Source organism: Geobacillus sp. E263 (assembly GCF_007197795.1).
Lineage (GTDB): Bacteria > Bacillota > Bacilli > Bacillales > Anoxybacillaceae > Parageobacillus_B > Parageobacillus_B toebii.
This window is the reverse complement of sequence record NZ_CP041632.1, coordinates 582,466-604,456: the sequence shown is the minus strand read 5'-3', so window position 1 is coordinate 604,456 and position 21,991 is coordinate 582,466. Positions and strand designations below refer to the sequence as shown.

Genomic DNA, 21,991 nt, shown 5'->3' with positions numbered 1-21,991 from the left:
CCGATGAATATAACGAGGTCAACTACCCAATGGCTAAAGCCGTGGGCTTGCAACTAGCCTAATTGGCTGCCGCGTTCGGCTGGTTGACAGCAGCCCTGCGGATGTTTTCCGCAGCCACGTTGTCGGCAGGGGCAGCGTACCCACAAGCTCGACAACAAAACTGATCCCTTGACGGTCTGTTTTCTTTGGCCACCTGTCCGCAAACCGGACAGGTGCGGGAAGTATTTTTTGGATGAACCAATACCACCGGCACGCCAGCGATCACCGCTTTATACTCAATAAACTTTCTCAACTGATAAAAAGACCAAGAAGAGTGTTGACAACGCTGTTGCTTTTTAACCGTTTTCTCGGTGCGTTGGCGGATGCCCTTTAAATCTTCAAGGGCAATGCCGCATCCGAGTGCCTTTGCCTTTTCAACAATCTTCTTGCTAATGCAGTGGTTCACATCACGGGCAAATAGTTTTTCCTTCTTGGAACGCTTTTTAAGCAGGCGTTTCGCTGACTTGGTGCCTTTCTTTTGGAGTTTGGCGCGAAGTTTCGCATGGCGGCGGCGCAGCCCGTTGACCTTCGAGCCGGAAAATACCTCACCGGTGCTATCGACGGCGATATTAATGATGCCAAGGTCCATACCGATAAATCCGTTTTCGGAATTGGGCTGGCCTTCGGGAACGTCCACCACGAGCAGTAAATAAAAAATACCGTTTTGAAGGACTAAATCGGCTTGACCCCGAACACGGTTGCCGCACAGCAAACCTTGATGGTAGCGGCTAATGACCATAGGGATTTCCATTCTTCCTTGCAAGGTAAGGATGGAAGCATACTCTAACCCTTTAAAGGACAGGATTCTTTCATCATACACGATGGCACCGGTTTCTTTAAAGTTATGCAAGGTTTTTTTATCCAAACGATAGCTTTCCGACACTTTGCCGATGGCACGAACGGTCATTTGGGCAGAGAGGCCAAATTTTTCCCTGACGTCATAGTAGCAAAGCCGCTGGATTTTCGTTTTGGAAAAGGTTCTGGAGCGAAAAGCAATCTCGCTAATATAGTTGCATGCTTGGTTAAACCGTTTCATTGTTTCCAGCAGCGCATGAAACTGTTCAAGAGTTGGCATTAATTTAATCTTGAGAGTGCAGAGCATTCTTGATTCACCTACCTTTCTAAATCCAGTGTACTTATATTGAACGAAAAAATTCAATATATACTGAAAATATAAACCCCGCCTTCCTCCCACAGCTAAAGCAGTGGGCTTCCGGCGGATGTTCTCGTGAACTTTAATACATATGATGAAAGGACATTCGTTCTTCCACAGGAAACAACCATGCCGCATCTATACTTCACCATCAGAAGAATAAATATATGTCAGCTGAAGTCAGAGGTCGATTACAAACTGATACTTCGAGTTCGTATGGGAGTGCTGCCTTTTTGGATTCATAAATTTTTAAGATATTTGAATAAAAGAAGCAATGGCTTATTTAAACATTGCCCTTGTTAGGTATAAAAAAATTAATCCAGAACCTCCAATAATAAGTAGGAGTGAGATAAAAATTAACCACGTTGATAGGGAAGATGATAATGAGAATACGTCTAATATTTCAAGAAAAATAGCTACTTTCTTTTTGTTTGATGGTAATTTTTTATATTCATTCCAACTTTGCTTGAAATATATTACTCCAAAGGGGAAAAGTCCTATACCTACTACTAACATAATCACACCAATTCCGAAAGTATTCATCGTTACCTTCCTTTTTCTTAACATTATAACATTAGTCTTAACTATCTTGTCACGTTAGCGAAGCAAACAAAATTTCTCATTTTTCTCACTTCCACCTCACCGAACACGATTGTACGCACACGATTTTTCCTTCTCGAATCGTATTCGGTAAAAATAAATCAAGGGCTCTCACGAATGTGAGAGCCCTTGATCCTAAAGCCTTTCCCCTATTTTCGATGCCGATGGTGGGAGTATAACCATCACCCTCCAAACCTTGATTTTCCAAAGTTTATAGTCTTTCAAATTCCTTGCCGTGCAAAATTTGTGCAAAATTATTTTCGGCTGCTATCCCGTGCAAAAAAGGCGGAGCGATCCGCCTTTTCTCTTTCCAACATTTCGTTCCATCTGGCCTATGCGATCTGTACAGAACTGAAGAGACCGCTTGAGGAGATATGGATAAAAAAGGAGCCTACTCAAAGTGAGTAGGCTTCAGTTTGTCGACAAAGCCGACAAGCTGAACCTTCTATGATATTTTGTTGTATTACACCCTTTCTTCATATTTTGAAATTAGATATTCATCGTTTCCAACTAGTCCTAGCTTAAACGCTTTATTGACAATTTCAGCTACCTCTGTTGAGAAAAAGACATTTGTACCATACTTCAATTTGTCTTCAAGTATTTGTTTATGATATTTTGAAGTTTCTCTAGATAAATTTTTGTTAACAACTTTATCCTCTTCAAGCGCTTTTTGAAACTCTATGAAATCCATAGATTTATTTTGGCCTTCTCTTCCTCCAAAGGGCTCACCGTTTCGAATATGATTTCTAAACTTAGCTCCTAAAGTTAATTGTGTATAAGCGGCAAATGCAGCTTTATTGATATTCATAATCCTCCTCCTCTGCTTTTACTCTACATTTATATAAAGATTATCGTAAAAAGTATTATTAGGTGGATAATAGTCTCTTGCAGATACAGTAAATTGTCCACTTTCTACTTTATCTAGTGGTATTTCATAATATTTAATCCATCCAATAACCATTCCGCTTGAATCTGTTACTGGTTCTCTCATATCAATAATTTCTTTTGCAATACTTGTTATGTCTTGTCCCTTATTATATATTCTAAACCAACCATATAATTCAGTACCTTCTACATAAACTGCTATATATCCAGTTTCCCCTGACATAGGATAGGATGCACTTGTTTGATCAAATGAAATGTATTCCCATTTATAATTTGCACCATCCGAAGTAACACCAATAATTTGTAGATCGGTTAAAGGAGGTGCAGGAGCAGCCTTTGCTTCATTATGATTAAGAGTAAACACAAAAGCTATAGCAAACAAAAATCCAAATACTTTTTTCATTATACATCCTCCTTTTAGAATTTAATTTAATTTCAATAGTTATATCGGAAACGATTCGAAAAAATTAAGCAGTTTTTTAAATTTAGTTAATTAGTAATAGAAATAAGTAATTTTAAAACAAAAATTATATTATATGGCTCTTCACCACAAAATGTACTTGACAATCAGGTTGTTTTCTGATCAAGGGTACAAAAAATGCGAAATTTCCTGTATGGTAAAGGTGACCAAACCATCAACCATGGAGGAAATTTCGCATGCAATCTCAGTTTATCAAAGATTTGATCACTTTACCAGGCTTTCTTATTCATGGAGAACGAAAAGAGGGAGAACGATGGATTTTTGAACTTTCCCTCCCTCCTCATTGTCCGATCTGCCCGACTTGCTTCGGACGGACAACCAAAATATCATCGAAACGAAAACAATGGATTCATGGCTATACCAATACGGTCGGTTTATTTTGGATTGAACTTCCCATAGAAAGACGGCGTTGCCAAGCCTGTTTTCTGACGTTCACCGTTTCTTATCCGGGACTTCCGTCTCACAGTATCGCGACGGAATCGTTTCAACATTGGGTCGCCCAGTTATGCATCGGAAAAACGATTCAAGAAGTCGCTCGCTTGTTACAACTCGCCTATACGACAGTAGAACGCTGGTTTTATCAATATGCCCCGGCTCTTTTACCAACATCGAATCCTACAGTAGTATGTGTGGATGAATTCGCTTTCCGAAAGGGACATGATTACGGAGTAGCGGTGATGGACACACAGACTCGGAATGTCCTTTCCATTGCTTCTGGAAAAAATGAAGAAGCCATTGTGGAGGCGCTTCAACCCGTCGCCTCCAAAGTGAAGTATGTTGTCAGCGACTTGGCTCCTGCCATGAGAAAAGCCATTGAAAAGGTATGTCCAAAAGCCATCCATGTTCTTGACCACTTCCATGTGATTCAGTTATTCACCGATGCACTGGAACGTTGTCGCAAATACCTTGCCAAAGGCGGAACCAAACATGGAAGCGTTCGCCGCGTGTGCCGATTGTTAAGCCAACGTCCAGAAAAATTAACAGAAGAAGAGAGACAGGAAGTTCGACAATGGTGCCAAGAAAGTGCTTATTTACGTGATGTCTATCAAGCACTTCAACATTTCCGTTACGTATCCAAAAGCCAAACAAGAAAGCAAGCCGAAACTCGTTTGACCCAATGGTTTGATCGGTACCTTTTTAGCGACTGTGCCGCCGTACGCAGTATTGCCAAGGCACTCATCACCCGAAGAGACGCAGTGCTTTCTTGCATCGTTTTTTCTTACTCAAATGGTCCAATGGAAGGAATCAACAACAAAATAAAATTGATCAAAAGGCGAGGATATGGGTATCGAAATATCCAGCGTTTTACTTTGCGTGTCCGTCTAGAGACCTCTATCACATTTTAACGTAAAAATCAAGTACATCTTTTGGTGATGAACCTATTATATGTTAAAAATTACAAAAATTTCCTCGAAGAGGTTTTTATTTAGAGAAAATGTATGACAAAGCTCCTAATCAATGGATCTAAATCAGATCTGAGCCCATCTTGTCAATTTTGTCAACAAGCTGGAGCCTACTCAAAGTGAGTAGGCTTCATTACTTCAATTTCAATTCAACTTCGTATTCTTTCGTTTCTCCGTCAAACTCATCTGCACCGCCAACATGTGCAGACCATTTTAGTTTAATCCATTGAATTTTATCCGCATTTCCTCATTTTAAGTACCAAATGACATATCACTCTTTTAACTGTATTTTCTCTGTAATGGCAGATAAACACCAACTATGATAATATTATTAAAAAAATTATCAAAGGGGATGATAAAACAGTGGAATTTCTTGTCGCACTGGGATTTGTCGGGATAATTGTTGGTGTTGTACTGTTTATCGTAGGTAAAATTAAAAAGAAAAAATATTACGGTGGGGTAATTACAATTGTTTCATTGGTTCTTTTTATTATCGCATTAATAGCTATGCCGCCGACTGAGGAACAGAAAAACACAGAATCCGCAGAAACACCTAAAGAGGAAATCCAAAAAGAATCATCGAAACCAGCCGAAGAAAATACTAAAGCAAAAGAGGAAGCTGAAGAGCAAACCAATAAAGAAGATGTAGATTGGAAATCGAAAATTAAAGAAATTGCCGAAAATGATGATAAACCGGCAGATAAATATTATGCAGTTGAAAAATTAATGATGGAATATAAAACAAAATTCAATAAGGATGAGATTGAAAAATTCAAGAATGACATAATCAATGATTACAAATCCGGAAATTATTTAAGTGAATTGGATAATCATGAACGCATGTTAACTAATATTTTTAAATCTTATATTGTTGAACGAAACAGTGAAGGTGCTGTAAAAGATTTTGCTTTTGACTATCATCAAAACTTAAAATATACATATCGCGGTGTGGATACTGTGAATAGTTCTGCCGTAAAATCGAATGAAAGACAGATGGATAAAGCATTGAAGGAAATGGGAAAATGACAGAATACAATAAGAGTCGAGGTTCGTTATATCAGTGCAGTTAAGGAAAATGAGTCACATTTAAATTAAAAAAGCCCCTCTCGAATGAACATATCCCTGTCAAGTAGACAGTGTGAAAAATACCCACCTTCTTCAGCTGCTTGTTAGGATAGTGGAATGAGGAAACGTTGTCAAGGAAAGCACTTGACAACGTCTCCTTCATTCCACTTCATCGTTGGCAAGCTGAAGAAGGAGACATTCTCAGCCGTTCGTCTGCGCTGCTTGGGCAATTCGGTATTCCACTGGGCTGAGGTAGTCTAGTTTTTTCTGGCACCGTTCATAATTATAAAAATACATGTACTGATCGATCGCCTCGATCATTTCCTCTTCCGTTTCAAAGGTGGGAAGGTCCACCATTTCCGATTTCAAATGCCCGAAAAAATTTTCCATGCAGGCATTGTCTAAACAGTTTCCTCTTCTGGACATACTAGGAATGATATGATGAGCCTTCAGCAGTTGATGGTACTGGCGGGATGTGTACTGGGAGCCTTGATCGCTATGGAGAAGGACTCCTCGCGCATCCCGTTTTTTGATGGCATCCTTGACAGTTTCGATCACCAATTTTAAGTCATTCGAACGACTGATGCGATACGCAATGATTTCATTGTTGTACAAATCTTTAATAGCAGACAGATACAAATAGGTTCCTTGAAATGGCACATAGGTAATATCCGTCACCCATTTTTGGTTGGCTGCAGTGGCCGCAAAATCACGGTTTAACACGTTCGACGCTACGATATTCTCCTTTCCCGCTTTATACTTCGGCTTTTTTCGACGGATTTTGGCCTGAACCCCCAACTCTTTCATCAGTCGGTACACTCGCTTATGATTCACGGTCTTCCCATAATTTCGTTTGATCCATGCCTTCACGCGGTAGTATCCATAGATCCCATTGACCTTTTGATGGCATTCGAGGATCATTTGTTTGATTTGTTCATTTTCCTTTTGCTTCTCTGTGACGATTCCCTGCCGGTTCACCCATCGATAGTATCCACTTCTTGACACACCGGCCAGTTGGCATAGCCAGGCAATCGGATAGGTGTTGGATAACTCCTGAATGATCGAGAACCGCTCTTTCGGTTTCACCTCCTTGCCAGCTCTCGTAACTTTTTTAAATAATCATTCTCTGCTTTCAGTCTTCGATTCTCTTCCTCTAAACTGCACTCTTTTTTTCGAGGCCTTCCCTTGAATGGAGACTTGGATGTCCCGCGCCGTTCTTCGAGTCCTTTTAGACCATGTTCATGGTAACGTTTTACCCAAAGTCTGATCGTTTTCGTGCAGGGAATCCCTAACTCTTGGCATATCCGCTTATATCCCCATCCTTCTTCGATGTACATCTGGACAGCCCTCCATTTAAACTCCACGGAATAAGTGGTCTTCCCTTTCGGTGTTTGCTTGTTCTCGAACATAAACAAATCCCTCCAGTGTTTTTAATGACAGTATGGGCATTTTCCCAACTGTCTACACTAGAGGGATAATATCAGAATGAGAAGGGCTTTTTGCTAAAACGCATCATTAGCGAGTGCAGTAAAAAGTGTGAGTAAAATGTTTGTGGGAGAAATTCTTAGAATTCCCCGATGAGGGGGTTGGGAACGTAGGTTCGCAATCCCCCCTCATCGGGGCCACCAAGCGAAGCGCGGTAGGATCCCAAGCAGGAAACATGAAAAAAGGACTCTCTCCCTGGTAAGATGTTCATTGACCACACTACAAACAGGAGGAGAGAGTCCTATGAATATTCAACAACATCTTACCACAAATTCGTTGACATGGAAAGAGATCGAACTTGCTTTGTTTCGAGCCTTGCAAAACGCCTTCGCCGAGCTGTTTACGGCTCTGTTGGAGGACATCGACCGGCAATTGGCAGAGAATCGAGACAAGCGCCGATACCACTTGAAAGACAAACGACGCACCACGATTCAAACCCTGTTTGGCGAAGTCACCTTTGAGCGGAACTACTATTTGGATCGAGAACAAAACCGTTACACGTTTTTGCTTGATTCCTTTTTAGCGTTTGATGGATCGCAGTCAATCAGCCCTTGTCTAGAAGAAACGGCGGTGGGATTGGCTGTGGAGTGCTCTTCCTATCGCAAAGCGGCTCGTACGCTTGCCCAGATGGTCGGGTATCCGGTGATGAGCCATGAGGCGATCCGCCAGTTGGTGCTCGAAGCTGAAGCTCCGCTGCACTGCCCGGTGGACCAGCGATATGGACGGGTGCTGTTTGTGGAGGCCGATGGACTGTTTGTTTCTCGCCAAGGGAAGGGAAAACGGGCCAAGGAAGACAAAATCCTGACCGTTCACGAAGGGTGGAAGCGCAACGGCTCACGGATCGAATTCGTGAACCAGCGCCATTACGTCCATGAGGGCAAGAGGGAGGTGTGGGAAGGCTTCGAGGAATTTTTGATGAATGAATATGCCTATGATCCGTGTCGGGATCTTCTTGTCATCAACGGGGACGGCGCTCCATGGATTACCGCGTGTCGGGAGTATTTCAAGGGACGGGTCTGCTTCCAATTGGATCGATTCCACGTGGCGCGTGAGTTGCGCCAATGCCTCTCGGGCCATCCACGGTGGCAGGCGATTCGGCAAAAGCTGGCGAAGCAGGATGAAGAGGGGTTGCTTGTGGAACTGAACAGCGCCCTCGGCACGCTGGGGGACGAAGCGAAAGAACAACAGCTGGCTGCCTTGATCCACCGGATCGAATCGATGCCGGGATGCATCCGTGATTACCGGGAATGGCTGAAGGAGCAAGGAGTGGACACAACGGGCATGTATCCGATGGGGAGGGCTGAAAGCGTGATGAGCCAGTTGGCGTATCGGGTGAAATACCGCCGCAGTTGGACAGACAAGGGACTCAGGGCGTTTTTCAAGGTAATGATTGCCCGGATGGATGGGATTCGTCTTTTCGGACGTCGTTTAGGAGAAGAATCGTCGCAGCCGGCGGAGGAAACGGCGTCGACGGCATCCACCAAACAGACGATCGTGAACAAGGCGAAACAACGCGTCCGCCGTCTTCTTCCGGAGGTAACGCGGAATAACGTGCCATATTTACAGCAATCGTCCGGGACACCGATCTATCATGCCCTGTCTGAACTCAAGGGATGGTAAAAAAAGGTATACATATCGGTCTGTCATGGCAAGGGATGAGAGTCCGAAAGCGCTTACGGATGAAATTCAAAAAAATGGTTCGCTGACCTATGACTTACATCTGTTTTCAGGAATCAAAAAAGTTCCCACAAAGTCTTGACTGACTCCTGGCGGCATATTGCTTTTGAATCTTGGCCCGATCTGTAGTAAAATGAAAGTGCTCTTGCATAGGAATCCTCCCTCTAGAAATGTTGATGTATCAAGGCTTTTCGGCCTCTCAGGGGTGTCCAAAAAATATTTTTCGACAAAATCCCTTACATCCTTTTTCAGTTTTGTGGATATCTTACAGACCTAGGGTGCGCTTCGCGGCCACGGCTGGTTATATTTTCCTTCCGTGGGGGGAAGCGTATTCGATGCACCCTTTGGATCTCCGCGTCGCTGATGAGGACGAACCCTCCCATGTCTCCGGGCGTCTTCGCGCCAACATTCCCTCGTTCGGTCTCGTCATCAGGCGGAGGCCGGCCAAGCTCCTTTGGGGACTCAAGGTCGAATGGATAAAATCACGCCAGCTTCTCCGGTGTCATCCTGTTGTCCAACGATTCTTCCGTTCGCAGGGGGAGGCCTTAGGCCGCCCGTTGCACCTGGGACAAGACGTCCTGTTTCATTCGCTCCGCGTCAAAGGCTTGTTTCTTCGTACAAATCGCAAACAGCACATTCAACAGCTTCCGGCACAAGGCGACGATGGATTGCTTTCCGGTCAGCGGGTTGACGGATCGGGTCGTGTAATATTCATGCAGCTCGCGAAACGCCTCGTTGTGCCGGATCAGCGGAATCATCGCCCGAAACAGCACCGAGCGCAGCCGTTTCCGTCCCCGTTTGGAGATGTGCTTTTGCCCTTTGCGCTGGCCGGAGGAGTTCTCCTTGAGCGTCAGGCCCGCCAACTTCACCAATTGGCGCGGGTCCCGATAATGGGCGAAGCTGCCGATCTCCGCCAACAGATCGATAATCGTGGCGTCTCCCAACCCGTCGACCGTTTTCAGCCATTGATACTCCATCGTCGTTTGAACCAATGCCTTTAACTCGGCGTCCAACGCGGCGATCTCAGCCTCCAATTGGCGGTATCGGCGGACGAGCGCGGCGATCTCAAACCGGGCCATCGTCGTCCCTTCCGTCACCCCAATCGAGTCCTTCGCGGCGTCGATCAACGCCTGAATTTTGGCCTTCTGCGGGCATTTCAGCCCTTCGCTTTGCCGGTACACCTCAAGAAGCTCCTCCACCGCCCGGCCGGCCATATCGGCTGGAAGCGGCGTCCACTCCAGCACCGAAAGCGCCGTTTTCCCCAGGTCGCGAAACACCGTCCAAAACTCCGGAAAATATCGGTCGGTCCAGCGGACGATCGCGTTTTTCACCGCCGTCTGTTCCTTGCGGAGCTTCTCTTTGAGCGTGCTCCCGACGCGCAAATCGGCTTCGATCTCGTGCAGCAGCCGGGGGACGAGGAATCGTCCGTCTTTCGCCAGTCTGGCGATGACCAGGGCGTCTTTGGCGTCGTGTTTCGTCGGCAGGTTGTCATCGAGTTCTTTCGACCGGCACACATGCGCCGGGTTGACCATGACCAACGGGATCCCGTGCTCCTCGAGGAAGTAGGCCAGGTTCAACCAGTAGTGCCCGGTCGGCTCCACCGCGACGATCACCTCTGACTTCCCAAACGCTTGCATCGCCTCCTGAATCGCTTTATACAGCTGCTGAAACCCCTCTTTCGACTGGAAGATCGGGAACGACTTGCGAAGCACGCGCCCCCGGTCATCCACGAAGCAGGCGTAGTGGGTTCGTTTCGCGATATCGATGCCCACGACAAGCGTTTGTTCCGTAACTTGATCAATTTTATAGTTTTGTGTACAATTCATCTGAAGTCCTCCTTGGCATGATGGTAGGTATTGTTTGACACCCCTGCATCATACCAAGAGGGCTTTTTTTGATCAAGTCCCCGGAAAAGCTCCTAACGGGAATGCTCCTTTTTAATGGTTGGTTGCACTTTCATTTTAAGGGGATCCTCATGCAAGGGCTATTTTTATGCTTGTTTGAGTTTATCTAGCACCACGGGTTATTAAATGTATTTACATTAGATAGACATCATTCTTCTAAAAAGCAGCAAAATTTTAATAAAAATTCAGATAAATATTGTTATAAAAGTAATAAATGACGTACCAAAACTGAAACTGATGTCAGTTTGTACGTCATTTTTATAGCTGGATTTACCTAAATATGGTTCACTATCGTAGTGACAATACAACAGTGTATCTTGAATAGGAACAAAACGTTCGAAGCCCCCTTTTGTGTTTCGAATGCGGATGACTTTTTGCTCCCAAATGATATCTGTTGTTTTTATACCCACCAGTTCATTTACTCGAACTCCCGTTTCTAACAGCAACATCATAATCGTATAATCCCTTAAACCTACAAACGTGCGAAGGTCGCACGCTTTAAATAACGCCTTTATCTGCTGGTTATCAAATGTTTCTACAATCCTTTTTCTATCCTTCAGCAATTTGATGTCTTTCATCGGATTGCTTTTTATGAGATTTCGTCCTTCCAAAAAGTTAAAAAACGCCCTCATGGCTCGCAAACGGGAATTGATACTGACTGTCTTAAGACCTTTTTCTTTCATGTACATAATGACGTTTCGCTTAATGGTTTCTCCTGTCCATTCACTTACACGTAATTCGATTTCTTGCTCTTTCAGCAATTTTATAAATGCGTTTAACTCGCTGCGATAATATTTAATCGTATGTTCCCTTAAATTCCTCAATTCGCAATCCTCAATAAATATCTCTAACAATTCCTCAAATGTGTATTCAATTTCTCCAATGTCGTCAGATATTAACAACAACTCTTCACGACTCAGCTCTCCTCTTCTTCCTCTCTTGCTCTTTCTCTGCAATTCTCTCTCATTTTCCATTCTTCCCACTTTCCATTTCACCTCACCGAACACGATTGTACGCACACGATTTTCTTTTCTCGAACGTATTCGGTAAATAAAAAACAAGGGATTTCACTTACGTGAAACCCCTTGTCCCTAAAGCCTTTCCCCTATTTTCGATGCCGATGGTGGGAGTCGAACCCACACGGGGGGCTACCCCACACGATTTTGAGTCGTGCGCGTCTGCCAATTCCGCCACATCGGCGTAAAGACGTATATAATTTTACATTACAAATAATACAAAGTCAACTGTTTATTTCATGCCGAGGGCCGGACTCGAACCGGCACGGTAGTTACCTACCCCAGGATTTTAAGTCCTGTGCGTCTGCCAATTCCGCCACCCCGGCTCTGCCATATATGGAGGCGGCACCCGGATTCGAACCGGGGATAAAGGTTTTGCAGACCTCTGCCTTACCACTTGGCTATGCCGCCACAGGGAAGCGGAAGACGGGACTCGAACCCGCGACCCCCACCTTGGCAAGGTGGTGTTCTACCACTGAACTACTTCCGCATCGTGATCATGGCTGGGGTAGCTGGATTCGAACCAACGCATCACGGAGTCAAAGTCCGTTGCCTTACCGCTTGGCTATACCCCAAAAAAATAGAAGGAAGGGCGACTAGTGGGAATCGAACCCACGCATGCCAGAGCCACAATCTGGTGCGTTAACCACTTCGCCATAGTCGCCATACATATTTATTTTATGGCAGGGGCAGTAGGAATCGAACCCACACCGGAGGTTTTGGAGACCTCTGTTCTACCATTAAACTATGCCCCTAGTATAAAATGGAGGGGGACGGATTCGAACCGCCGAACCCAAAGGGAGCGGATTTACAGTCCGCCGCGTTTGGCCACTTCGCTACCCCTCCGTAACCATGGTGCCGACTGCAGGACTTGAACCCGCAACCTACTGATTACGATTCAGTTGCTCTACCAATTGAGCTAAGTCGGCATAATTATGATATAAATCGCGGCTCATTGTTCATTTGTTGTGTCCCTTCCTCTACCAGCCAACTCGAAGAAGCTGGATGCGTCGGGACAACTCGCAGCCGATTCGATGAAGCGGATGCTCGTCTCTACCAATTGAGCTAAGTCGGCAAATGAACCTAAAAGAATAAGTGGTGGCTCGGGGCGGAATCGAACCGCCGACACAAGGATTTTCAGTCCTTTGCTCTACCGACTGAGCTACCGAGCCATTTTATTATCCTAATTTAAATTCTGTGTTGTCGTGTCCCTTCCTCTTCTAGCTCATTCAGCGATGTTAGATGCGTCGGGACAACTCGCAGCATATTCATGGAAGTATCGCTCGTCGCTACCGAGCCATTTTTTTAATTAGCATTAATTCCATTGTGGCGGTCCCGACGGGACTCGAACCCGCGATCTCCTGCGTGACAGGCAGGCATGTTAACCACTACACTACGGGACCAATATTGGTTGCGGGGGCAGGATTTGAACCTGCGACCTTCGGGTTATGAGCCCGACGAGCTACCGGACTGCTCCACCCCGCGATGATAGAAAGAAATAGTTGAATTAGTAAGGTTTAATTAAATTCATTGCCTCTTCCTCTACTAGCCAATCCAAAGATGCTGGATGCGTCGAGGCAACTCGCAGCGAGTTCATGGAAGCTTAGGCTCGTTGCTCCACCCCGCGACGATCATGGTGGAGGATGACGGGATCGAACCGCCGACCCCTTGCTTGTAAGGCAAGTGCTCTCCCAGCTGAGCTAATCCTCCACAAAAAGAAAGTGACCCGTACGGGATTCGAACCCGTGTTACCGCCGTGAAAGGGCGGTGTCTTAACCACTTGACCAACGGGCCATAGTAACAAAATTAGTGGCGGAGAGCAAGGGATTCGAACCCTTGAGGCGCTATTCGCGCCTACACGATTTCCAATCGTGCTCCTTCGACCACTCGGACAGCTCTCCAAGATGGCTCCGCAGGCAGGATTCGAACCTGCGACCAATCGGTTAACAGCCGATTGCTCTACCACTGAGCTACTGCGGAATAATATGAAGGAGTTATATAATAAATTGTTATAAACTTTTTCATTGATTGGACAAATATTATTATAATGACCAATATTACCATGTCAAGAGTTTTTTTATTTATTTCATTCCCTCAAAACTAGATAACCGTCTGTTTGGAAGAAGCCGTTTTGCATAGGCGGCCTGCGCTTTCTGTTGTCTAGCTCCGGTGCCTAGCTCTCTTGTGCCAAATAACCTTCTCCCTTGAGGTGCAAGCACCTCTACGGGCGAAGAACATTTGGCTTCGAGAGCTAAGCGCGGCACCTCCGCTTTTCGCTTGGTTAAGTCCTCGATCGATTAGTATCCGTCAGCTCCACGTGTCGCCACGCTTCCACCTCGGACCTATCGACCTCGTCATCTTCGAGGGATCTTACTCGCTTGACGCGATGGGAAATCTCATCTTGAGGGGGGCTTCACGCTTAGATGCTTTCAGCGCTTATCCCTTCCGCACATAGCTACCCAGCGGTGCCCCTGGCGGGACAACTGGTACACCAGCGGTGCGTCCATCCCGGTCCTCTCGTACTAAGGACAGCTCCTCTCAAATTTCCTGCGCCCGCGACGGATAGGGACCGAACTGTCTCACGACGTTCTGAACCCAGCTCGCGTACCGCTTTAATGGGCGAACAGCCCAACCCTTGGGACCGACTACAGCCCCAGGATGCGATGAGCCGACATCGAGGTGCCAAACCTCCCCGTCGATGTGGACTCTTGGGGGAGATCAGCCTGTTATCCCCGGGGTAGCTTTTATCCGTTGAGCGATGGCCCTTCCATACGGAACCACCGGATCACTAAGCCCGACTTTCGTCCCTGCTCGACCTGTCCGTCTCGCAGTCAAGCTCCCTTGTGCCTTTGCACTCTACGAATGATTTCCAACCATTCTGAGGGAACCTTTGGGCGCCTCCGTTACCTTTTGGGAGGCGACCGCCCCAGTCAAACTGCCCACCTGACACTGTCTCCCACCCCGATAAGGGGTGCGGGTTAGAATTTCAATACCGCCAGGGTGGTATCCCACCGGCGCCTCCACCGAAGCTGGCGCTCCGGCTTCTCAGGCTCCCACCTATCCTGTACAAGCGATACCAAAATTCCATATCAGGCTGCAGTAAAGCTCCACGGGGTCTTTCCGTCCTGTCGCGGGTAACCTGCATCTTCACAGGTAGTATGATTTCACCGGGTCTCTCGTTGAGACAGTGCCCAAGTCGTTACACCTTTCGTGCGGGTCGGAACTTACCCGACAAGGAATTTCGCTACCTTAGGACCGTTATAGTTACGGCCGCCGTTTACTGGGGCTTCGGTTCGCACCTTCAGCCTTGCGGCTTAAGCGCTCCCCTTAACCTTCCAGCACCGGGCAGGTGTCAGCCCCTATACTTCGCCTTTCGGCTTCGCAGAGACCTGTGTTTTTGATAAACAGTCGCTTGGGCCTTTTCACTGCGGCTCTCTCGGGCTCATCACCCAAGAGAGCACCCCTTCTCCCGAAGTTACGGGGTCATTTTGCCGAGTTCCTTAACGAGAGTTCTCCCGCGCACCTTAGGATTCTCTCCTCGCCTACCTGTGTCGGTTTGCGGTACGGGCACCTCTCACCTCGCTAGAGGCTTTTCTTGGCAGTGTAGGATCGGGGACTTCGGGACCGATGGTCCCTTCGCCATCACGGCTCAGCCTTTGCGCCAGACGGATTTGCCTATCTGGCAGCCTAACCGCTTGGACAGGCTATTCCAGCAGCCTGCTCGCCCTACCTTCCTGCGTCCCCCCATTGCTCAAACGGTGAGGAGGTGGTACAGGAATCTCAACCTGTTGCCCATCACCTACGCCTTTCGGCCTCGGCTTAGGTCCCGACTAACCCTGAGCGGACGAACCTTCCTCAGGAAACCTTAGGCTTTCGGTGCAGAGGATTCTCACCTCTGTTTTCGCTACTCACACCGGCATTCTCACTTCTAAGCGCTCCACGAGTCCTTCCGGTCTCGCTTCGGCGCGCTTAGAACGCTCCCCTACCGATGACCAATGGTCATCCCACAGCTTCGGTGGCACGTTTAGCCCCGGTACATTTTCGGCGCAGAGTCACTCGACCAGTGAGCTATTACGCACTCTTTAAATGATGGCTGCTTCTAAGCCAACATCCTGGTTGTCTGGGCAACTCCACATCCTTTTCCACTTAACGTGCACTTTGGGACCTTAGCTGGTGGTCTGGGCTGTTTCCCTCTCGACCACGGATCTTATCACTCGTAGTCTGACTCCCAAGGATAAGTCGTTGGCATTCGGAGTTTGACTGAGTTCGGTAACCCGATGAGGGCCCCTAGCTCAATCAGTGCTCTACCTCCAAGACTCTTCCCTTGAGGCTAGCCCTAAAGCTATTTCGGGGAGAACCAGCTATCTCCAGGTTCGATTGGCATTTCACCCCTACCCACACCTCATCCCCGCACTTTTCAACGTGCGTGGGTTCGGGCCTCCAGTAGGTGTTACCCTACCTTCACCCTGGACATGGGTAGATCACCTGGTTTCGGGTCTACGACGACGTACTTAACGCCCTATTCAGACTCGCTTTCGCTGCGGCTCCGTCTCTTCGACTTAACCTCGCACGTCATCGTAACTCGCCGGTTCATTCTACAAAAGGCACGCCATCACCCATGAACGGGCTCTGACTACTTGTAGGCACACGGTTTCAGGTTCTCTTTCACTCCCCTTCCGGGGTGCTTTTCACCTTTCCCTCACGGTACTGGTTCACTATCGGTCACTAGGGAGTATTTAGCCTTGGGAGATGGTCCTCCCTGCTTCCGACGGGATTCCCCGTGTCCCGCCGTACTCAGGATCCACTCGGGAGGGAACGAAGTTTCGACTACAGGGCTGTCACCTTCTCTGGCGGGCCTTTCCAGACCGCTTCGTCTACCCCGTTCCTTTGTAACTCCCATGTGAGTGGTCCTACAACCCCAAGAGGCAAGCCTCTTGGTTTGGGCTGTTCCCGTTTCGCTCGCCGCTACTCAGGGAATCGCGGTTGCTTTCTTCTCCTCCGGGTACTTAGATGTTTCAGTTCCCCGGGTGTGCCCTCCATACCCTATGGATTCAGGTATGGATACTGCCCCATTACGGGCAGTGGGTTTCCCCATTCGGACATCTCCGGATCAACGCTTGCTTACAGCTCCCCGAAGCGTTTCGGCGTTTGCCCCGTCCTTCATCGGCTCCTAGTGCCAAGGCATCCACCGTGCGCCCTTTCTAACTTAACCATGCGAAAACAGCTTCATGCTTGCCGCCTTCGCTTCTCGGCTTCTTCCACTGTCTAGCTTCGGCGCCTAGCTCTCTTGTGCCAAATAACCTTCCCCCTCGAAGTGCAAGCACTTCTGTGGGTGAAGAACATTTGGCTTCGAGAGCTAACCGCGGCGCCTCCGCTTTTCTTCTCGGTTATCTAGTTTTCAAGGAACGAAACGGCTTCTTGAGTCTGCTTCCCTGCAGTTTTGCGTCGAGGAATCCAGCTTCCCCGAATCTGCTAGAAGACGCAGACGCAAAGCAATTGAAGGAATAAATGTTCCCTCAAAACTGAACAAGGCTACTACCTTGAATCAACTTCTCTGCTGCCTTGCGCCGAGGAATCTAGCTTCCTTGAATCCGCTGGTAGACGCAGGCGCAAAACGGATTGATTGAAGAGAACATAAACATGTTCCCTCAAAACTGAACAAAACGTAAGCGTCCTTCGCTTTTCGTATCATCCTTAGAAAGGAGGTGATCCAGCCGCACCTTCCGGTACGGCTACCTTGTTACGACTTCACCCCAATCACTTGCCCCACCTTCGGCGGCTGGCTCCCTTAAAGGGTTACCTCACCGACTTCGGGTGTTGCAAGCTCTCGTGGTGTGACGGGCGGTGTGTACAAGGCCCGGGAACGTATTCACCGCGGCATGCTGATCCGCGATTACTAGCGATTCCGGCTTCATGCAGGCGAGTTGCAGCCTGCAATCCGAACTGAGAGCGGCTTTTTGGGATTCGCTCCCCCTCGCGGGTTCGCAGCCCTTTGTACCGCCCATTGTAGCACGTGTGTAGCCCAGGTCATAAGGGGCATGATGATTTGACGTCATCCCCACCTTCCTCCGGTTTGTCACCGGCAGTCCCCCTAGAGTGCCCAACTGAATGCTGGCAACTAGGGGCGAGGGTTGCGCTCGTTGCGGGACTTAACCCAACATCTCACGACACGAGCTGACGACAACCATGCACCACCTGTCACCCTGTCCCCCGAAGGGGGAACGCCCTGTCTCCAGGGTTGTCAGGGGATGTCAAGACCTGGTAAGGTTCTTCGCGTTGCTTCGAATTAAACCACATGCTCCACCGCTTGTGCGGGCCCCCGTCAATTCCTTTGAGTTTCAGCCTTGCGGCCGTACTCCCCAGGCGGAGTGCTTAACGCGTTAGCTACAGCACTAAAGGGAAAACCCCTCTAACACTTAGCACTCATCGTTTACGGCGTGGACTACCAGGGTATCTAATCCTGTTTGCTCCCCACGCTTTCGCGCCTCAGCGTCAGTTACAGACCAGAGAGCCGCCTTCGCCACTGGTGTTCCTCCACATCTCTACGCATTTCACCGCTACACGTGGAATTCCGCTCTCCTCTTCTGCACTCAAGTCCCCCAGTTTCCAATGACCCTCCACGGTTGAGCCGTGGGCTTTCACATCAGACTTAAGGGACCGCCTGCGCGCGCTTTACGCCCAATAATTCCGGACAACGCTCGCCCCCTACGTATTACCGCGGCTGCTGGCACGTAGTTAGCCGGGGCTTTCTCGTTAGGTACCGTCACCGTACCGCCCTATTCGAACGGTACTTCTTCTTCCCTAACAACAGAGCTTTACGATCCGAAGACCTTCTTCGCTCACGCGGCGTCGCTCCGTCAGACTTTCGTCCATTGCGGAAGATTCCCTACTGCTGCCTCCCGTAGGAGTCTGGGCCGTGTCTCAGTCCCAGTGTGGCCGGTCACCCTCTCAGGCCGGCTACGCATCGTCGCCTTGGTGAGCCGTTACCTCACCAACTAGCTAATGCGCCGCGGGCCCATCCGTAAGTGGTAGCAAAAGCCACCTTTCAACCAAAGACCATGCGGTCTTCGGTGTTATCCGGTATTAGCCCCGGTTTCCCGGAGTTATCCCGGTCTTACGGGCAGGTTACCCACGTGTTACTCACCCGTCCGCCGCTAACCGAACAGAAGCAAGCTTCCGTTCGGTCCGCTCGACTTGCATGTATTAGGCACGCCGCCAGCGTTCGTCCTGAGCCAGGATCAAACTCTCCAAAAAGAAAGTTGATTGGCTTATTTAATTCGGCACTGACACCGAAGGTGTCAAGTCGCCTTCGCTTTTCTATGTGGACGCTTCGTTTTGTTCAGTTTTCAAAGAACATTTGCTACTCAAAACAGCTTCTTAATAATATCACAGCGTTTTTTTATTGTCAACTAATTTTTTCGTTATCAAGATTGTTCAATTAATTCATTAGCGACGCTATTTAATATAACACCTTAATCTAAAAAATGCAACCCCTTTTTTATATTTTTTTGTTCCTTCAAATTTATTTAAATGGCGCAATTAACTTTTTCACAACAATCGGAATTGGACATTCTCATTTCAACTGTTTACGATTACAACTTTAACCGAATTATTTATTACAAATCAACTATACACCGCTTTATAAACATAATAATTACACATATCTCATACATATAAATTAAATAATATTGCCGTTTTTCATCGATTCGTTCGATAAAAAACAAAACATCTTACTTTGAATTTACTAAATGAGCCGATCTCCTCTCATGTTAATAATGTGGATAATTCGTGAATAACATGTGAATAACTTGTTGTTAAGGAGGAAAATATGATTAAAATTCAAGATACGATTGTGTATAACGACTTTCTCGCGCATTCTTCTCTTTCAAAAAAGCAAGAAAAAATATTTGAAGCATTATTAAAATCACCAGAAACCTACGTATATAAAAACGAACATCAACTTTTGTTTGAAATTATCTTACGCGACCGCATTATCGATGCGGCCATCTTACTCGCAAAAAGCAAAGTAAGGTTTGCCACTTTTCGTTTTTCGAAATGCAATGAGCAATTTTGGACAAAAAATGAGTTAGGAGGTTTTCAATTAAAAAAAGACAAACTTCCATCAGATGCGGTAAACGATATTTTCACAAACAGCCATTTGTATGCTTTTGAGTGCGCTACTGCCATCGTTATCGTGTTTTACAAGGCAGTATTAGATGTTATTGAGAAACAGGAATTTAATAGATTGTTTTCCAATCTCTTATTATACGATTGGCATGTCGATCAAGACTTAGGAGTAAAAACAAAAAAGGGAGAAGACTATCTCCCAGGCGACTGTCTTTATTTTAAAAACCCTGAATTCGATCCGCAAACGCCGCAGTGGCAGGGAGAAAATACGATCTATTTAGGAAACGACTTGCATTACGGGCATGGAATCGGGATTAAAACGTCAGAAGAAATCATCGCCGCTTTAAATAAAAAAAGGAAAAAAGATGCTACAAAATCAGCCTACTTGCTTTCGCAAACAACAAGAGTCAATTTTATATATTTATCTCAGTTTGCTCACAACTTAGACCATTATCGTCTTCCGATAAACAAGCAATATTTCATTACCGGGACGCTTGGGTCAGCTACTTTTTTGTACTGGTAGCGACCCTTTTCGATTTTCTCCCCACAAATATATTCCGATTCCTGTTAAAATGAAAATGCCTCCGATCCATTGGGACGGTTGAATAAGCTCTCCAAGCAAAAAGTAAGCTAATATCGCTGCACCGACTGGTTCAAATAAAATACTCATCGAAACCGTCGCTGCACTTACCCATTTTACCGACCAGTTCATAAGCGAATGCCCAAGCAACGTTGGCACAATCGCCAACAAAATAAAACAAGCCCAATCTATTTTTCTATATGTAAATAACGAAATGCGGAAAGCAAGTACATAAAGAAAAAGAGTAAGAGAACTAATCCCATATACAATATATGTATATGTCATTAATGACAGGCGTTTTCGTAACTCTTGACCAAACATCCAATATCCTGTTATCATCACACATGCTAAAAGCGCCAGCATATCTCCAAATAACGCGTTACCGCTAACCTGGAAGTCTCCCCAGCTAATAATCGCGCTTCCAACAATGGCTAGCAACGCGCTAAAAAACGCTCCTGCTGTCAATTTCTCTTTAAAAAAGACATATCCGCCAATAAATGCAAACAGCGGCTGTAATGTTACCAGCACAACAGAACTGGTTACAGAAGTATAATTCAATGACTCAAACCAAAGAATAAAATGAAACGCCAATAAAATGCCCGAAATGATGGAAAATATCCAATCGCGCTTCGAGATCGTTTTTAGCTCCCGGACATATTTAACAAAAAATGGCGTCATGAATAGCACAGTAAAAAACAACCGATAAAATGCAATGACCGGAGCCGGAGCATGGGCCCATTTTACAAGAATGGCAGAAGTAGAGACGGAAAGCGCTTCGATAAACAATGCTAAGTATGGCTTTAATAAATTCGATGACTTCATTGTCCATCCCCTACAAACGTTTTATCATGATTATACCACGATTCAATAGAAAGAGGTGATTACAATATGAGCTTTGATCCTTTTATCAAACTAGGTATATCAGCTATATTGGGATTAATTATCGGGCTAGAAAGAGAATTAAAACGTAAGCCCGTTGGTTTAAAGACGTGCCTAGTAATTTCCATTTCTAGTTGCTTATTAACCATTGTATCGATTGAATCTGCTTATGTATTTCCTCTAAAAAATCATATTACGATGGATCCGCTCCGCCTTGCCGCTCAAATTGTCTCAGGAGTCGGATTTCTCGGGGCAGGAGTCATTTTACGGCGCGGGAACGATAGTATTTCTGGGTTGACAACTGCTGCGATCATTTGGGGAGCAGCTGGTATCGGCGTTGCAGTCGGTGCCGGATTTTATTGGGAGTCTGCATTTGGCGTCGCTTTATTAATCGTAAGTGTCGAGTTAATTCCTGTTGTAATGAGCATTTTTGGTCCAAAACAGTTACGCGAAAAAGAAATTCTTTTACAAATCACCGTTGCCGATGCAAAAAATATTGCCGAGGTGATCCAAAAAATTAAACTACAAAATATCGACATTAAAACAATGCGTATTAAAGACTTAGACGACAACCATCATTTAATTAAACTAAAAGCATCTGTTGACCAAAAACGCGCCGCCGCCGACGTCTACTATGCCATTCGCACCATTGATTCGATCGTCCATATCGATATAGAAAGCGCCTAATCCTTCTAAA

General features: G+C 46.4%; 14 protein-coding genes, 16 tRNA genes and 2 rRNA genes. 5 read left to right on the top strand and 27 right to left on the bottom strand.

Annotated elements, in window-relative coordinates; genetic code table 11:
- Positions 1–58 precede the first annotated feature (58 nt).
- The 4 genes from FNL97_RS03110 to FNL97_RS03090 form a co-directional block, all read right to left on the bottom strand.
- Positions 59–1,141: an RNA-guided endonuclease InsQ/TnpB family protein gene (locus FNL97_RS03110; RefSeq protein WP_143415023.1), complete on the bottom strand. Its 1,083-nt coding sequence runs from the start codon at positions 1,139–1,141 to the stop codon at positions 59–61.
- A gap of 330 nt (positions 1,142–1,471) precedes the next feature.
- On the bottom strand, positions 1,472–1,735 hold the full coding sequence (locus tag FNL97_RS03105) for a hypothetical protein (protein WP_090950162.1): 264 nt from the start codon (positions 1,733–1,735) through the stop codon (positions 1,472–1,474).
- A gap of 520 nt (positions 1,736–2,255) precedes the next feature.
- A complete protein-coding gene (locus FNL97_RS03095) occupies positions 2,256–2,600 on the bottom strand; it encodes a YolB family phage-derived protein (protein ID WP_011888040.1) in 345 nt (114 codons plus the stop codon).
- Between the two features lie 18 nt (positions 2,601–2,618).
- The gene (locus FNL97_RS03090) at positions 2,619–3,080 is read right to left on the bottom strand and encodes a DUF4879 domain-containing protein (protein ID WP_011888041.1); all 462 of its coding nucleotides are present in this window, start codon (positions 3,078–3,080) and stop codon (positions 2,619–2,621) included.
- 254 nt (positions 3,081–3,334) lie between these two features.
- Here FNL97_RS03090 and FNL97_RS03085 point away from each other — a divergent pair, with 254 nt between their 5' ends.
- Positions 3,335–4,504, top strand: a complete 1,170-nt coding sequence (locus FNL97_RS03085) for an ISL3 family transposase (protein WP_021292746.1) — start codon at positions 3,335–3,337, stop codon at positions 4,502–4,504.
- A 420-nt stretch (positions 4,505–4,924) separates the two neighbouring features.
- On the top strand, positions 4,925–5,587 hold the full coding sequence (locus FNL97_RS03080; RefSeq protein ID WP_008881007.1) for a hypothetical protein: 663 nt from the start codon (positions 4,925–4,927) through the stop codon (positions 5,585–5,587).
- A gap of 240 nt (positions 5,588–5,827) precedes the next feature.
- Here the strand turns inward: FNL97_RS03080 and FNL97_RS03075 are convergent, their stop codons facing one another.
- Positions 5,828–6,712 carry an IS3 family transposase gene (locus tag FNL97_RS03075; RefSeq protein ID WP_090952427.1) on the bottom strand — a complete coding sequence of 295 codons (885 nt, stop codon included), beginning with the start codon at positions 6,710–6,712 and terminating at the stop codon, positions 5,828–5,830.
- Positions 6,709–7,035 (bottom strand): transposase, encoded by a 327-nt coding sequence (locus tag FNL97_RS03070; protein ID WP_050497511.1) that lies wholly within the window; start codon positions 7,033–7,035, stop codon positions 6,709–6,711. The genes FNL97_RS03075 and FNL97_RS03070 overlap by 4 nt, the downstream gene beginning before the upstream one ends.
- Before the next feature lie 319 nt (positions 7,036–7,354).
- On the opposite strand from FNL97_RS03070, the gene FNL97_RS03065 reads away from it, so the two are divergent.
- A complete protein-coding gene (locus FNL97_RS03065; RefSeq protein WP_143415022.1) occupies positions 7,355–8,731 on the top strand; it encodes an ISLre2-like element ISGsp4 family transposase in 1,377 nt (458 codons plus the stop codon).
- Positions 8,732–9,333: 602 nt separating this feature from the next.
- On the opposite strand, the gene FNL97_RS03055 is transcribed toward FNL97_RS03065, so the two are convergent.
- The 20 genes from FNL97_RS03055 to FNL97_RS02960 form a co-directional block, all read right to left on the bottom strand.
- Positions 9,334–10,614: an IS110 family RNA-guided transposase gene (locus FNL97_RS03055; protein WP_143414851.1), complete on the bottom strand. Its 1,281-nt coding sequence runs from the start codon at positions 10,612–10,614 to the stop codon at positions 9,334–9,336.
- 263 nt (positions 10,615–10,877) lie between these two features.
- Positions 10,878–11,666, bottom strand: coding sequence for a tyrosine-type recombinase/integrase (locus FNL97_RS17875; RefSeq protein ID WP_286173550.1), 789 nt, complete (start codon positions 11,664–11,666; stop codon positions 10,878–10,880).
- 141 nt (positions 11,667–11,807) lie between these two features.
- Positions 11,808–11,892 (bottom strand) — tRNA-Leu (locus FNL97_RS03045).
- Between the two features lie 56 nt (positions 11,893–11,948).
- Positions 11,949–12,034, bottom strand: a tRNA-Leu gene (locus FNL97_RS03040).
- Positions 12,035–12,045: 11 nt separating this feature from the next.
- Positions 12,046–12,119: transfer RNA gene (locus FNL97_RS03035), tRNA-Cys, on the bottom strand.
- A 7-nt stretch (positions 12,120–12,126) separates the two neighbouring features.
- Positions 12,127–12,198, bottom strand: a tRNA-Gly gene (locus tag FNL97_RS03030).
- A 10-nt stretch (positions 12,199–12,208) separates the two neighbouring features.
- Positions 12,209–12,283: transfer RNA gene (locus tag FNL97_RS03025), tRNA-Gln, on the bottom strand.
- Positions 12,284–12,299: 16 nt separating this feature from the next.
- Positions 12,300–12,372: transfer RNA gene (locus tag FNL97_RS03020), tRNA-His, on the bottom strand.
- Between the two features lie 17 nt (positions 12,373–12,389).
- Positions 12,390–12,463: transfer RNA gene (locus tag FNL97_RS03015), tRNA-Trp, on the bottom strand.
- Between the two features lie 9 nt (positions 12,464–12,472).
- Positions 12,473–12,554 (bottom strand) — tRNA-Tyr (locus FNL97_RS03010).
- 7 nt (positions 12,555–12,561) lie between these two features.
- A tRNA-Thr gene (locus tag FNL97_RS03005) sits at positions 12,562–12,637 on the bottom strand.
- A gap of 167 nt (positions 12,638–12,804) precedes the next feature.
- A tRNA-Phe gene (locus FNL97_RS03000) sits at positions 12,805–12,880 on the bottom strand.
- A 155-nt stretch (positions 12,881–13,035) separates the two neighbouring features.
- Positions 13,036–13,111, bottom strand: a tRNA-Asp gene (locus FNL97_RS02995).
- Positions 13,112–13,116: 5 nt separating this feature from the next.
- A tRNA-Met gene (locus FNL97_RS02990) sits at positions 13,117–13,193 on the bottom strand.
- A 149-nt stretch (positions 13,194–13,342) separates the two neighbouring features.
- Positions 13,343–13,418, bottom strand: a tRNA-Val gene (locus FNL97_RS02985).
- Between the two features lie 12 nt (positions 13,419–13,430).
- Positions 13,431–13,502, bottom strand: a tRNA-Glu gene (locus tag FNL97_RS02980).
- A gap of 16 nt (positions 13,503–13,518) precedes the next feature.
- A tRNA-Ser gene (locus tag FNL97_RS02975) sits at positions 13,519–13,609 on the bottom strand.
- 4 nt (positions 13,610–13,613) lie between these two features.
- Positions 13,614–13,688: transfer RNA gene (locus FNL97_RS02970), tRNA-Asn, on the bottom strand.
- A gap of 297 nt (positions 13,689–13,985) precedes the next feature.
- Positions 13,986–16,920: ribosomal RNA gene (locus FNL97_RS02965) — 23S ribosomal RNA — on the bottom strand.
- A 486-nt stretch (positions 16,921–17,406) separates the two neighbouring features.
- Positions 17,407–18,962 (bottom strand): 16S ribosomal RNA (locus FNL97_RS02960).
- Together the 16S and 23S rRNA genes with 16 tRNA genes alongside form the textbook arrangement of a ribosomal RNA operon.
- Positions 18,963–19,536: 574 nt before the next feature.
- On the opposite strand from FNL97_RS02960, the gene FNL97_RS02955 reads away from it, so the two are divergent.
- Positions 19,537–20,358 carry a protein-glutamine gamma-glutamyltransferase gene (locus FNL97_RS02955; protein ID WP_143415021.1) on the top strand — a complete coding sequence of 274 codons (822 nt, stop codon included), beginning with the start codon at positions 19,537–19,539 and terminating at the stop codon, positions 20,356–20,358.
- On the opposite strand, the gene FNL97_RS02950 is transcribed toward FNL97_RS02955, so the two are convergent.
- Positions 20,335–21,237 (bottom strand): DMT family transporter, encoded by a 903-nt coding sequence (locus FNL97_RS02950; protein WP_143415020.1) that lies wholly within the window; start codon positions 21,235–21,237, stop codon positions 20,335–20,337. The genes FNL97_RS02955 and FNL97_RS02950 overlap by 24 nt on opposite strands.
- Positions 21,238–21,303: 66 nt before the next feature.
- Here FNL97_RS02950 and FNL97_RS02945 point away from each other — a divergent pair, with 66 nt between their 5' ends.
- The gene (locus tag FNL97_RS02945) at positions 21,304–21,981 is read left to right on the top strand and encodes an MgtC/SapB family protein (RefSeq protein WP_143415019.1); all 678 of its coding nucleotides are present in this window, start codon (positions 21,304–21,306) and stop codon (positions 21,979–21,981) included.
- The last annotated feature ends 10 nt before the right edge of the window (positions 21,982–21,991 follow it).